This is a genomic window from Robertkochia solimangrovi, from assembly GCF_007279655.1.
In the GTDB taxonomy this organism is placed as follows: Bacteria; Bacteroidota; Bacteroidia; order Flavobacteriales; family Flavobacteriaceae; genus Robertkochia; species Robertkochia solimangrovi.
In genome coordinates this window covers 122,907-138,041 of the sequence record NZ_QKWN01000002.1, presented here as the reverse complement: position 1 = coordinate 138,041, position 15,135 = coordinate 122,907, and the positions used below count along the sequence as shown (strand labels likewise).

8 protein-coding genes are annotated in these 15,135 nt (G+C 40.3%); 4 read left to right on the top strand and 4 right to left on the bottom strand.

Annotation, left to right across the window (positions count from 1 at the left end; all coding sequences use genetic code 11):
* The first annotated feature begins 21 nt into the window (after positions 1-21).
* The 4 genes from DMZ48_RS04615 to DMZ48_RS04600 all read left to right on the top strand — a co-directional run bounded on the left by DMZ48_RS04615 (position 22) and on the right by DMZ48_RS04600 (position 8,281).
* Positions 22-1,446: a purine-cytosine permease family protein gene (locus DMZ48_RS04615; RefSeq protein WP_143953948.1), complete on the top strand. Its 1,425-nt coding sequence runs from the start codon at positions 22-24 to the stop codon at positions 1,444-1,446.
* 70 nt (positions 1,447-1,516) lie between these two features.
* A complete protein-coding gene (locus tag DMZ48_RS04610) occupies positions 1,517-5,140 on the top strand; it encodes a DUF4450 domain-containing protein (protein WP_242009124.1) in 3,624 nt (1,207 codons plus the stop codon).
* Positions 5,141-5,146: 6 nt separating this feature from the next.
* A complete protein-coding gene (locus tag DMZ48_RS04605; RefSeq protein WP_242009122.1) occupies positions 5,147-7,285 on the top strand; it encodes a hypothetical protein in 2,139 nt (712 codons plus the stop codon).
* Positions 7,286-8,281: an exo-alpha-sialidase gene (locus DMZ48_RS04600; protein ID WP_143953947.1), complete on the top strand. Its 996-nt coding sequence runs from the start codon at positions 7,286-7,288 to the stop codon at positions 8,279-8,281.
* Between the two features lie 67 nt (positions 8,282-8,348).
* Here DMZ48_RS04600 and DMZ48_RS04595 read toward each other — a convergent pair whose 3' ends face one another.
* From DMZ48_RS04595 to DMZ48_RS04580, 4 genes are read right to left on the bottom strand one after another with little or no spacing between them, the layout of a single operon-like run.
* Positions 8,349-9,587 carry a patatin-like phospholipase family protein gene (locus DMZ48_RS04595; RefSeq protein WP_143953946.1) on the bottom strand — a complete coding sequence of 413 codons (1,239 nt, stop codon included), beginning with the start codon at positions 9,585-9,587 and terminating at the stop codon, positions 8,349-8,351.
* Positions 9,584-9,886 carry a hypothetical protein gene (locus DMZ48_RS04590; protein WP_143953945.1) on the bottom strand — a complete coding sequence of 101 codons (303 nt, stop codon included), beginning with the start codon at positions 9,884-9,886 and terminating at the stop codon, positions 9,584-9,586. Before DMZ48_RS04590 ends, DMZ48_RS04595 begins: the two co-directional genes overlap by 4 nt.
* Positions 9,883-10,557: a hypothetical protein gene (locus tag DMZ48_RS04585; RefSeq protein WP_143953944.1), complete on the bottom strand. Its 675-nt coding sequence runs from the start codon at positions 10,555-10,557 to the stop codon at positions 9,883-9,885. Before DMZ48_RS04585 ends, DMZ48_RS04590 begins: the two co-directional genes overlap by 4 nt.
* Positions 10,558-10,597: 40 nt before the next feature.
* Positions 10,598-15,088 carry a hypothetical protein gene (locus tag DMZ48_RS04580; protein WP_143953943.1) on the bottom strand — a complete coding sequence of 1,497 codons (4,491 nt, stop codon included), beginning with the start codon at positions 15,086-15,088 and terminating at the stop codon, positions 10,598-10,600.
* Positions 15,089-15,135 lie beyond the last annotated feature (47 nt).

The window sequence follows — 15,135 nt, the reverse complement described above, 5'->3', positions numbered from 1 at the left end:
TTTAAACACCCTGAACGACTTATGACACAATATAACATTGACGAAGATATAGAACACATCGCAGGTGGAGAATTCGAACGCGAACCTGTACCCTCTTCCAACCTTAAAGGATGGAAAAGCTTTCTGGGTATGTATGCCGGAGAACATGCTGCAGGAACAGAATTTGTGATCGGCCCTTTATTTCTGACGGCTGGAGTGAGTGCTTTCGACCTCATAATCGGACTCCTCCTTGGAAACATTCTTGCAGTCTTAAGCTGGAGATTCCTGACGGCAGAGATCGCGGTTAAATATCGTTTAACCTTGTATTACCAACTGGAAAAGATCTGTGGTAAAAAACTGGTGACCGTTTATAATCTCGCTAATGGTGTGTTATTCTGTTTCCTTGCGGGTTCGATGATCACCGTTTCAGCAACTGCTGTAGGTATACCCTTTGATATGGAAATGCCGAAACTTACCGATACCATGCCAAATGGATTAACCTGGATCATTATCGTACTTATTATTGGGGCGATCATCTCAATCGTTGCAGCTAAGGGTTATGATACCGTATCAAAGGTTGCAAACTGGGTTTCACCCGTGATCGTACTGGCATTTCTCGTTTGTGGAATCGTTTCCTTACAACAACTCGATGTACATAGTTTTACGGATTTCTGGAATATCCTGGGGGAAGGATCAGATCCCTTTCCCGGACAGATAAAATTTACCTTCTGGCATGTGGTTATCTGGTCCTGGTTTGCAAATGCTGCCATGCATGTTGGTATGTCTGACCTCTCTGTATTCCGATTTGCAAAGAAAGCTTCCATCGGATGGACTTCTGCAGCCGGAATGTATGTGGGACATTTTATGGCATGGATAGCTGCAGCATTGCTTTACGCAGTATACTTGAAATCTCCGGAAGCCATGCAATTTCTGGCAAATGGAGAAGCACCTACCGTTGCGCCCGGACCACTGGCCTATAATGCTATCGGTGTCTTTGGAATCATCGCGGTGATCCTTGCCGGATGGACAACGGCTAATCCCACTATTTACAGAGCCGGACTTGCATTTCAGGCAATTATTCCGAAGGCTTCAACTTTCTGGGTTACTATCCTAGCCGGAACGGTGGCTACTATCGCAGGTTTATTCCCTGCATTTGCTATGAAACTCTTAGATTTTGTGGCCTTATACGGATTCATCCTCTCTCCTATCGGTGCAATTATCGTATTCGATCATTATTTTGCCGAAAAGACCGGAATCCATCCGTTCTACGCAGACAAGGCACAGCTCAGTTTCAATTTCGCAGTATTAGGTGCCTGGGCTTTGAGTTTCGGAATATTCTATTTCATCTCTGTTAAATTTGATATTTTTCTCTCGTTCGTCACCTTGCCCACCTGGCTATGTTGTGGGGCACTTTACCTCATCTTTAGCCGCTATTATCAACGCAAACTGATCTCGGTTAATCCCTGAATATTAAAAATCAAATAAAGCTTCTAACGGATGCAATAATTAAACACACTACAATTCTTAAGCACGCATTTTGAAAAGGATCGTTACAATCATCACTCTCAGCGCATTTTTCCTGACCACTTTTACAGTGAAAGGACAATCAAAAAGCGTATGGCATGATACGATCCGTGAGCTTCATTATGCTCCGCAAGGCAAAAGCTTTAAGCTGATTAAAGGCACTCGTAAATTTAATCGTGCCCTGTATGGTACAAATACCGGCTTTCGCGTGGAAGCCGGAGACCTCCCGGAATTTGCTATGTATATGCCGGGTATGGGTGGTAATTTAAAATTTGGAATAGCCATAGCCGACCGATCAAAATGGATCACTGCATGTGATTCTGTAGCCACACTTTATACCCCGGGTATGATGACCTATAAAATTTCGGATAGTCTCCTCGGCAAGGGTATGCTGTCTCTTACAGTTATCGCTTCTGCGGAAAAGGAAGGGTTGTTGGTCAAATTGGAAGGCAACGGACTTTCAGGAAAGGAAAAGATCTACTGGACCTATGGAGGAGCCTCCGGAAAAAAATTCCACAGGGATGGAGATATCGGTGCAGATCCGGAATCAGTCTTCTATCTGCAACCGGAATATTGTATCAACAATGAATTTGAAATCCAAAAAAATTATTTTACAGTTCATTACGGATCTGAATCTAATAAAAAGCAAACCGGGAATAATCGAAAAATCTATGGGACTTTTCCAGAGGGAAGCACGCATATTGGCTCTGCAAATGCTATCACAGATCCAATCATAGCTTTTAAGACTTCCAAAGATACTGTTCCGGTGATCACCGGAAGCGTTAAGACTACAAAAAATACTATGTATTGGGCATTCACCACAGATTCCGTTACTTATAAATCCCAGGAAGAAATAGCATTCGCATTTCAAAAGTCCGTTGGCCAGATTCAGAAGATCTCAGATCGGGTTATCCTGGATACACCGGATGACTATTTGAACACCCTGGGAGGTACACTTGCCCTTGCTGCAGACGCGATTTGGGAAGACCCTGCGTATCTTCATGGATCTGTAGCGTGGCGTATGCATCTGAATGCCTGGAGAGGAGCCTATGTTGCTGATCCTTTAGGATGGCATGAACGAGCAGAAACCCATTTTACCAGTTATGCCAATTCTCAGGTACTACAACCTGTGACAGGCCCGGTAGTTCCCGATCCTGCTAAAAATTTTGCCCGTCAGGAAGAGAAAATAGGAAATTCCATGTTCAGTTCCGGGTATATAAGTCGTCGTCCCAACAACAACTCCGTGGCCCATCATTATGATATGAACTCGGTGTTCTTCAATCAAATGTTACGGCATTATAAATGGACGGGAGACACCACCTTTATCAAAATAATGTGGCCCTACATAAAACGTCATATCAATTGGGAGAAACGAAACTTTGACTCAGATGACAATGCTTTATACGACGCCTATGCAACCATTTGGGCAAGCGATGCCTTACAATATTCCGGAGGTTCGGTTACCTATGCATCTGCATACAATTATTCAGCGAATTCGATGATGGCTGCGATCGGAGATCAACTAGGATTACCCGGAGCAGCAGCATTTTCCAATGAAGCTTCACGTATAAAAAAGGCTATCGAAAAGGAGCTCTGGATTCCTGAGCAAGGGATCTATGCAGAGTATAAAGACCTTCTAAATCACCAAAACTTACATAACGCTCCGGGTATCTGGACCATCTATCATGCTCTTGATGAAGGACTGCCGAATGACTTTCAGGCATACCAGCTTTTGCGCTATGTTGATAATGAAATCCCCCATATTCCGATTCAGGCAACCGGATTAAAAAGAAATGATCTCTTTTTGGTTTCGACTTCCAATTGGCAACCCTATACCTGGTCGGTGAACAATGTTGCTCTTGCGGAGAACCTGCATATGGCTCTTGCCTACTGGCAGGGAAACCGTCCTGAAAAAGCATTTCAACTTTGGGAAAGCAGTCTTATCGAAAGTATGTATTTAGGAGCTTCTCCCGGTGGCTTTCAGCAACTTTCCTTTTACGATGCCATGAGAGGTGAACTTTATCGGGATTTTGCAGATCCAATCGGTATGGCTGCAAGAAGTTTAGTGGAAGGTTTATTCGGAATTACGCCAGATGCGATTACACAGACACTGACGATCAGTCCAGGCTTCCCTTCATCCTGGGATCATGCTGCAATCACAATTCCTGATATTACGGTGAAGTACGAAAAAAAAGAAAAACTCACTTCCTTTTATATCAAAAATAATTTCTTGTCAGCTTTGAATTTGAATCTCGAATTGAATCCAGAACGCACAGAAGTTGAATTCATAAAGGTTAATGAAAAATATATAACCTCCTGGAAAATTGAAAAGGATGCCGTAGGAAAACCAAAACTAGTCTTATCAATACCCCATGAAAGAGAATATACTATAAACATCAAGTGGAAAGGTGATCGATTCAACCATAACGATCAAAACCTGAAATTATTTCCGGGTGCTGTCTTCACATTGCCTTCTGAAAACACATCTTTTCTTGAAGTTTTCGATCCACAACAGGTATTAGCCCACTTTCAACTGAACCATTCAAAATTTGAAGGGAAGCTTCGTAATGTAAACGGACATAAAACCTTTTTCCTGAAAGTCAGTCAAGGAAATTTCAGCTGGTGGCAACCTATAGACCTGGAAATATCCCCGATGCTGGAAATTCTCTCCACGGCTACAGATAATGAAAAAAACAGGATTCAGGTATTAAATAATGTAACGGAGCCGCTTGAGGCAACAGTAGTATTAAATCATAAATATCGGTTTAAACATGATTTTCCGCCTGGAAGGTCAGTCCTCAAATTAAATGACGATCAGGCTCTTTCCTTCGGAAACAACCTCCTTGAAGTTGAAATAAACGGACACGAAAATCAATTATATACCTTTAAAACACGAGAGGATTATAATACTGATAATCAAATATTTAAGAGTATTCATTTAGATAGCTACTTAAATTTAAATCTAGAAGACATTTTCAACCAGGAATATCTCGCACCACGACCTGAATCTCCCACCTTACAGTTACCGCTGCAAGGTATTGGGAATTGGTGTTATCCGTTGATCCAACCGAAGATCGATATTTCCGGTTTAAAGAAAAAAGCTTCTTTAAATGAAGATACTTTCTATGTAGAAAAGATTCCGTTTCATTTTAATTCTCAATCAGACAAAAACGTTGCACTCACCTCTTTATGGAATAATTTTCCGGATTCCCTGCAAATACCCTTATCCGGAAATGCCAGCCATATCTACTTGTTAATGACAGGTACGACAAACCCCATGCAGACCAGAATGGTTAACGGCATCATTAAAGTTACCTATACCGATGGCTCCACCGAAGTATTGGATTTGAAGAACCCGGAGAACTGGTGGCCCATTGAACAGGATTATTATATTGATGATTTTGCGTTCACGACTGGTGCAGAGAAGCCTGTAAGGATTCGAATGGCATCCGGTGAGCTGCAAACCGATCAGGAATATACCTACATCAAAGGATATACGGAATACGCTATTGAAGGGGGAGCAGCAACCTTGTTAGACCTCCCCTTACATCCTGATAAAACCCTTGAACATTTAACGATCACCCCGGTGGCTAATGATGTCATTATCGGACTCCTGAGTCTGACACTATTAAAATAAGTTTCTATGAAGACCGTTACATGCATTAAAAAATATACGATACTTTACTTATTTCTGATTCCTTTCATGAATCATGCTCAAGAGATCGACCGTAAAGCATTGGTTACCCGCCATCAAATTCATATTTCTTCTCCTGACACACTGGCATCGTTAACCGTGGGGAATGGCCATTTTGCATTTACTACCGATATTACCGGTTTGCAGACCTTTCCCGAATATTATCAGGGAGGCATTCCTTTAGGTACACAGTCTGATTGGGGTTGGGATCAAAAGCCCAATACGAGCAATTACAGATTCGATGAAACTCTGAGGGATTACGACCAACATGATCGTAGCGTTCCTTACGCCGTTCAGGTTAAAGATGATCCAAGAAAACGGGAAGCTTCCGATTGGTATCGGGAACAACCACATAGGGTTCATCTTGCTAATCTAGGTTTTGAAATCAATAAAGAGAATGGAGATCTTATCACTCCACAGGATCTGGAACACATCGATCAGTCATTAGACCTCTGGACGGGTACTATACGGAGCCAATTTAGTGTTGAAGAGGTCCCAACGGCAGTTGAAACGATTGCCGGTATGCAAGAGGACATCATAGGTATTAAGATCTCTTCTCCGTTGATCACAAAGAATCAGCTTCGTTTACGCCTGAGATTTCCATTCCCTTCAGGAACCTGGAAAGATACGGGAACTCAATGGACCGGTTCTGCAAATCATACTTCAGAACTGATAAAAATATCTTCTCAAAAATACCGGATAAGACGACACATGGACTCCCTGAGCTATGAGCTGACTGTAGCATGGAAGGGAACTGCAAAAATAAGGGAAAAAGAAGCTCATTATTTTGAGATCATCCCTCAAAGTAAGGATTTTGAATTGGTCTGCAGGTTTACTGATCGCAAAACGGAAGCGCCACTTCCAGACTTTACACAATTACATGAGAACAGTGCAAGAGAAAAAGAAAAGTTCTGGATGAATGGTGGAGCAGTCGATTTTTCCGATTGTACAGATCCAAGAGCTGCAGAACTGGAGAGACGCGTTGTCTTGTCTCAATACCTGACCTCCGTTCAGTGTGCCGGTAAGCAACCCCCTCAGGAAACCGGGCTCACTTTTAACAGTTGGTTTGGAAAACCTCATTTGGAAATGCATTGGTGGCATGGCGTACATTTCGCACTCTGGAATCGTCATAATCTTCTGCTACCTTCCCTGAAATGGTATGAACAAGTATCCGGAAATGCCCGTAAAATTGCACAGAGACAAGGTTACGAAGGCGTCCGATGGCAAAAGATGACCGATCCCCTCGGAAATGAAAGCCCCTCTTCGGTGGGAGCTTTTCTGATCTGGCAGCAACCACATTATATCACCTTTGCAGAATTGATGTACCGTAAGAATCAAGATCCGAAAATACTAAACCAGTTTCGGGACCTGGTCTATCAAACGGCAACTTTTATGGTATCCTATGCCTTTTATGATAAAAAGACCGGATATTACAATCTCGGTCCGGGGTTAATTCCAGCGCAGGAACGCTTTCCGGCAATCGAAACCTTCAACCCAACTTATGAACTTCAATATTGGGATTGGGCTTTACGTACCGCGATTGCATGGAAAAAAAGATCCGGTGAACATGTTCCGGAACAATGGCAGGAAGTAGTCAACAAACTAGCCCCATTACCTCAGCAGAATGGTGTTTACTTAGCGGCTGAGAGCGCACCGGACTCGTATACAAATCCACGATATATGACTGATCACCCTTCCGTTTTAGGGGCCTTCGGAATGCTTCCGGATTCGCAAAAACTCGATCATACTTTAATGGCTAAGACTTTTGAATTGATTTGGAATAACTGGTCCTGGGAAGAAACCTGGGGATGGGATTTTCCCATGACGGCGATGACCGCCACCCGATTAGGTAAACCTGAAAAAGCAATCGATGCGCTGTTGATGGATATCCAAACCAATACTTTTCTTCCTAACGGACATAATTTTCAGGATGAGCGTCTTACCTTATATCTCCCCGGAAATGGTGGCCTGTTAACCGCTATTGCCCTGATGTGTGCAGGGTGGGAAGACAACGATATTGAAAACCCGGGATTTCCAAAAGATGGTACATGGAATGTAAAATGGGAGAACCTTCAAAAAATGTTTTAAATGAAAATATTCAGATGTCTTTGCATTCTTTTATTCGTTCAACTGGTCTGGTCACAGAATGAAACCAATTTTGCTGATAAACCTGTATTCAGAGACCCGGTCTATGATGGCGCAGCAGATCCATGTATTGTTTGGAATCCTAATGATGAATTGTTATATATGTTCTATACCAACCGTCGAGCGAATCAGGACTCCATTCCTGGGGTGAGCTGGGTGCATGGAACGGATATCGGTATCGCTGTTTCAAAAGACGGGGGAAATCACTGGACCTATCAAGGCATCTGCAACATCGATTATAAACCGGATACATCGCCGACGTATTGGGCTCCGGAAGTTATTTTAAATGATGGAACCTTTCATATGTACCTCACTTATGTACCTGGAATTTTCACCGATTGGTATCATCCCAGACAGATTATTCATCTGACCAGCGACAATCTTACTGAGTGGACTTATCAAAGTACCCTGGAACTGGCTTCTGAACGATGTATCGATGCCGATGTAATTGCCTTACCGGAGGGAGGGTGGCGAATGTTCTATAATAATGAGAATGATGGAAAATCGATCTATTATACCGATAGTAATGACCTATACACTTGGAATAATAAAAGTAAAAAAGCGGTTGCCGAACGAGGCGAAGGTCCGGTGGTTTTTCATTGGAAAGGTAAATACCGAATGATCTGTGACAGCTGGAGAGGATTATCAGTGTACAGCAGTGATGATCTTTCAACCTGGTCAAAACAGGAAAATAACATTCTGAAAGAACCGGGTAAAGGTATCGATGATGGCGTAAAAGGTGGCCATCCGGATGTGTTGGTATTAGCAAATAAAGCTTATGTATTTTACTTCACACATCCGGGACGAATACCAGAAAATGAAGGTTTGGATATACCAGAAACACGTCGAAGCAGTATTCAGGTCGCCGAACTCGAACTGGATATGAATTCCGGGTTCATCACCTGTGATCGGGATAAAAGAATCCATTTAAAAGAATAATATACAGTGTACATTCATCAATATTTTTATAGACCATTGCTATTTACATTGATGATCCTTTCGTTATTCAGGTTACTTTCTCTGCTTCTACCATAGAGGCTCTGATCTTTTTATAGCCTTCCCAATCGAAATTCTTAATGAAATCCAATCCGCGTTTTGCTCCAAGGAAGAACAATTGTTGTTGACGTTCAGGCTTCATCCCGAAATTCAGCCAATTGAATTCTTCATCGGCATTGATACAACAGATCAAATGCTTGTAATCTGTGTTCTTTAGGATGAACTCGTAGTCATGGATTTGTCGCATCGTGCTGATCAGTGCCCCGCAAAAACCAGTCAGACGATGGGTATTATTACTGTAATTCTCACGATAGGTACTTAAACGTACTCCAAAGGTTGGCCGGGTCGGGATTCTGTTTACATGAAAGGTATTGATAGGAAAATTGGATAACATTCCTCCATCCACAAAACGAACGGTTTCCGGCACCTTACCGGTATAGCTGGCGAGCTTCTCCCATTGTTCATCATGTTTACCTGCATTCGGCATTTTTTGAACCTCATACGGATAGAAAAAGAAAGGGATAGACATGGAAGCCCTTATAAATCGGGAAGGACAAATATTTTCAGGATCTCTCCAGTACAACGGGGCCATCTCCGGAAAATCAACTTTGGTATGTGTAGTGATTTCAGACGTAATTATAGCCATTTTCGGGGGTGTTATACGATAATCCGGATCCAGCCTATGAAAGAGTCGGGGTATATCTTTTCGAAGCGTATTCAGATCCCGTAAGTTTTCTATGCTGTTTTGCTTTAGAATATCGCTTAACCAATCTTCAAAATGTTTCCCGGGATTTATCCCCAGTTTTAATCGAATCGAATCGTAAAGAATCTTCAGGTTAACTAATAAATACCACCACACTCCTTTTTTATTTTCGATCTTTCGCTGGATAAGTCGCTTCAATCCGGAAGGGCCATCCACAAAATCAAAGAAATTCTTATTGGAAACAATATCCAGGATCTTCAGAGACGAAACTTCTCCGGGCTTCGCCAATGCTGCCATTAAAAGCGTATTGATGGAACCCGCCGAAGTCCCTGCCAGGCTATAAAATCTTATTCCTGCCTGTTCAAGAATGTAGGTATAACCTGTAAGTGCAATACCCAGCATCCCTCCTCCTTCCTGAACGAGATCGACATATTGATTTCCTTCATCATCGTAGATATCCGAAACGATTCGTCCACTTTCTTTAAGTCTGACAGCTTCCGCTATCAACTCATCCATACCGGCTGTTTTTAAAAAGTCTGATTTCATATGATACGCTTTAATAATGAAATCACCACGCCTGCAAACCGCTCCCCATCTGCGACGATCTTATTGATCTTATTGTTATGCGAAGTGGCCGATTTCACGATCTTCATCAATGCAGCAAAATCCTTTTTATCTTCTGGCTCAGGAAATATTTCCTGAATCTCCTGCTGTGTGAGATGAATCATGGTCGACATTTCCCCTGCCAGATTTTCATTGGCTGTATTTGATGCGGATTCTGCAGCTTCCTTTACCTTCTTCTCAAATGCTGTCCAATCTATCTTATCTGCTTTCTTTGCACTCATTTCAATTCATTTAAAAGTTCATTGATCTTTTTCTCATACGACTTTATCAGCCCTTCAATATCATCAAGTCCGTTTTGTGCTCCCTCTGCCTGGTTTGCAATATCATTCGTGATCGTCTCTGTCTCGGAAATAATCCTGTAGATCTCATCCTGTTGTATTCCTGCCATATCGAGATAGCGTTGCCTGTTCTCATCGATTTTTGAAGCGGAATACAAATAGGAGGTTAAGGCATTATTCACCCCTTTTATTTCCGTATAGCGCTGAGAAATGGAGGTCTTCAGTTCAAGCTCCATCTTGTCCAAAGGTGCGGTAAGCCGCTCATACTGTTCATTGATCTTTACTTGCAACTGAGGTGCTGAATACAGTATGAAATTAACCTTATCCTCTTCCGAATCTGAAGTCACGACTTGATTCCAAACCTCCAGAATTTGTGGATCAGAGAAGAAATTTGTCGCAAATTCAGGCAACCATATCTCCCTCACAAATCGTTTGACCTCCTTTCGTTTCAATTCAAAATATATTTCCAACAGCGCCAGATGATCATTTTCCAGCTTCTGGATCTCATATCCTATTTCTGAAGACAGCTGTGGAGCCTCTTTCGGTATACTTGCACAGCTAATCCAAAACATGGTAAAAGCGATACAAACAATTAAAGTCACGAATCTTTTCATACTCCTGCATTTAATGGGTTAAACATTTTATACTACCAACTCAGGCTCGTTGCCCCCCTCTGGAGAGCATCGAACTTATAAAAGGTATGATCACTCCCAGTCCTCCCAAAGTACCGATTAAGGCCTCAAAATCTTTGATCAGATCAGGTTCTCCCAGTAATATGAACACCGAGACCGCAATGATGATCAGATAGATCACTATGCGCATGGTATTCCAGGTGTCTTTACCCTTGTTATTCTTAAATTGTAAGCGCATCGCCTCATTGATCGAAACCGAAGTAGCTACAAAATTTCTAAAGCTTCGGTTAAAGATCACCGGACGATCCTTCCAGACGATCAACCCTTTTTTCATGAGGGAAAATAAAGAATGGGAGTTCTTAGTATTTAAGAAATTATCCTTTGCCAGATCATACAACATATAGCGTTCCCGTGTTGGTAAGGAATTCCATATATCTGTATAATATCCATGAGCAAGATTCTGTGTATGTAAGATCATACGTTCTTCGTTCAAATAGAGTCGTCCGAACTTGACATAAAAAGTCTTCTCAAATACTGATATTGTGAGTCCCGGAAGAAAATTTCCATAATCCAGTTCTTTTCTGATCGTTTCGCGACATTCACTTATATCCCTTTCATAGTGCTTATTCTTAAGATCCAGACCCTGCTCAGTCCATTTAAGAGCTGATATAGCTTTAAACTCATCCACAGGAAGAAAATCCGCTGCCTTATTTTCCGTAATTCCTGCGATAAACTGTGGAAAGGCACCTAAAATATTTCTCCAGGTCTGGAAATCACTCGCCTGGTCAAACAGGTTATTGCTTTTAATGGTTTCCTTTACCACCACATCATCATCATAGAGATCCATAAGCTGACTGGGATACATCTCCGAGGTAATTATGATCTTCCTTTTTAAAGAAAGAAGATGAAGAATAACCTTGAGTTTAAACCGGTTGATCTCCGAGGAAAAGGAATTATATTCCAGATTTTGAAGAATATACGAGTCAAAATGAACCTGTGATTTTTCCAATTTAGGGCAATCTGCTGTTTTTATACGATCCAGTAGTGAATCGATATCTCGTACTTTCAAATCTTCATTCGATACCTTATAAAGGTTGAGGAAGGAGTAAATCCCCGGATTAGAACCAGTTGCTGCCAATACTTTTCGCGCAACTTCATTTTTATCGGTAAAGGGAGGCCCTACAATAATGGATCCTCCATTTTTGGTAAAGGGTTGTTTGATGATAGATACCAAGGCATTTTCTCTCGATTTTATGTTCATAGTCTCTGCAGGGTCACCGCGCTTCTTTTGCAATGAATCTGGTAGATGCTGGATCATACTGACGGGTTTCAGATACATAAAACGAATACCAAAGAATCGGTTCACATAAAATCCAATGAGGTTGTAGATTCCAAGCATCATCATGCCAAATATGAATAGTTCCCAAAGTATAAAGACCACCGAATTAATTCCTGGCCGCGTATCAGCCGCTGTTGCAAACACTTTGCCCTCGAGCACTCTTACGTATACTTCGCTTTTATTCCCCTTTGCCGTAGAAAACCAGATAGAATCTCCCGCTGTTTCATACGCAAAGGGTTTTACAGGATATTCCTTCTTATTGAATACGGGTTTATAATGCCAGAAAAGGTCATGAACTGTAATACCTGCATCTGAGCTTACGTTAGGAATAATTTCCTTGGTAAAATACTGCCGCTCCATAACCGTGTCATATATGATCTCTGAATTATCTGGCAGATACAATCCGGTTCGCATATGATAGTCCCGGAAATCATTATAAAAAATCAAATCATTCTGATAGGTGTCAGTATTTGAAACTCTCTGAGGAAGCTTAGTTGCAAAATCCTGATATTTGGCCAGATAGTTTTCTGCAGTGAAATATTGATTTGCCCTAATCCAGATTTTGTTATTCGTTTCCATATTCTTACTATGAATGACAAATGCAGGTACGATCACTCCTATCAGTAACCATGAAAACAGAAAAAGCTGGTATGCTGTCTGTAAGGAAATTGCATACCTTTTTATCAATTTAACACAAGATCGATTGCAGAAATCTCTTGGAAATGTATAATTAGAACATACATGATCGATCACTTTTTCATACCATTTCTTATGCTGAAGCCTATGACCTTCCTCTGATTCTGATGGCAATTCTTCATTAAAGCCATTGACCAGAATAAAAAAAACAAAGACCATTTGTAACAGGATAAGGCCCAGATAACCTAAAACTCCTTCTATGGTTGAACAGAGTAAAACATTCAAAAACAGTACAACAAGAAAAAAAATAATATGCACAAAGTTGTCTCCTTTGGATTGTTGCTGCATACTATGATATACGATTATATAGGACCAGGTAATTATTAAAACACTTGAAATAACTGTAGTATCAAATTCAAAATGAGCCATGAAATTAAGAAGCAGAATTATCAGGCTTATTATAAAGAAGAAAAAAGCGAGTTTTAAATATTTCGGATTACTGAATTCTCTTACTTCTTTATAATCTTCCTCTTCAGGTTTTTTCGGTACAAGGAATTCAAACCTGAAGTCGGTGAATTTACTCAGTTTTAATTTACGCTTCTTATTGCGAACGGTTATCATGGAAAGTATCGCAATAAATAAAAATATAACCAGGATCATCAGAAATGAAAAGGACAGGGATTCGGTAAGTTGAAATCGTAATAGATTCTGATCATACAAAGTGATCAGAGAGAGGTTGGTTCCCATTATTGGCGAAACATGATAGAAATAATTTCCATTTCTGTAATAGATCCGACCTCTTGTATCTATTCTTGAGTTTATGGCAGCCTTAAGATTGTCATTTTTCAGACTGGTGTCATAAAAGTTCTCCAGGGTAGACCGGTTCTTTTCCGAATGAAACCAAACTTCACCGGTAGGATCGATCACGGCGAACTGGTAACCTTGTGGTAGAATGGTATTTTGCAAGGATCCTAACTGAATACTTCCCACACGATAAACTGGCTCAGATTGCATTAATTCAAAATATTCAGGTTCTTCCTGAATGATGTATACAGCCTCTTCCCTGTTATCCTGCATAGAGACTACCGTGCGCATTACATAAGGTAACTTATCCTTAAATAACCATACATTTTTCTTAGGGGATAATACAAAATCCTGATAATAGGAACGGTTATTCAGTTTCCAGGGCTTGGCCATTGGTTTTCGAAGAACATTATAGCTTTTTTTTACCCAGGCACTATCGTCAATTATGGTTAAATACTTCATATTGTAACCAACTTTTAAACTATCGAGTCGCAAGGGAAGGTATAATCCTTGATAATCAATTTTATTAAACAAGGTGTTCTCTAATACATCTGAACTGTCTGACCGTAAAATATTGATGGGTAATTTAAGCTCATATAGCTTTTTAATAACATTCTCATTTTCGCGATTAAATCGATAACGAATCTCATTATTAAGATCGCCTAATTTTGAAGGTATCGTGTAATAATAGGCATATTGATACCGCAATAAAGTAATCGTAATAATGAACAACATAAACGCCCCTACCATGGTTGTGGCACCTGCCGCAACCACATCTTTACTGAAGATACGCTCATCTTCACTGATGTATCGAAGTTTAAAATATGGTAACCCTAACAAACATAAAATGAGTAACGCAGAGAGAAAGATCAATACCCATGGACTTAGCTTTCGGTTAGCCTCCAAAAATTTCTTATAGGGCATAAGTGCCGTAACTTCAATGTGGATCCGAAAGTCTTTCTGCAACTCAGATTCAAACAGGTATGTTTTTTGAAAAACCTGATAGACCGGGTCTTTAACTGGCCATTGTTGTACAATACCTAAATTCGAACTTAAAGTACTGTCATTTTCTTTTCTTAAAGTAATTTCTTCTCCCTGAATTCCTTCACTTATAATAAAGGGCTTAAAAAAAGCTTCATTATTAATTTTATTCAAAGAATCAGTTTCAAAAGTTAAGGTGATACAATATTTTTCAAATTCATCTTTTAAATAATCATTTATCATTGATTCTTTGAGATTATTTTTGATACTTAATACCATGGAATTTTTAAGTGAATCTTCTTTTATGTAAGTATCTTCCTTACCCTGCTGGATTGCTAAATCTTTTAAATAGGCTTTTTTATTAGTATCTAAATATTGTTTAATTGAATCCAGATTTTTTTTCATTTCAGAATAGCCTTCATACCAAAATGCTGAAAACAGTAACTTTTCATATTGAATTTGTTGAAACTGATTTTGCGATAGAAGTGCTTTAGATTTGGATTCCGGAGATTTATTAAGGGCCTTATGGATTAATATATCATTTTCAATTTTCATAGAGGCCATCTGAAAGTACGTGTCCAGTTGCTGAAATTTAAATTTCTTGAGATTTTCAGCATTCTGTTCGATGATGCTATAGTAATAGAATCCTAACATACCTATGACCACGAGCGCCAGGGTAATTACCTTCCATAGGCGCTTATTACCGGTAACCGGTTGTCTGATAGCTTCGATTATGGTTTGAATAGATGCCATACTAATACAATTACAATTATCAACAACATTGTATCATCAGGTTTTGA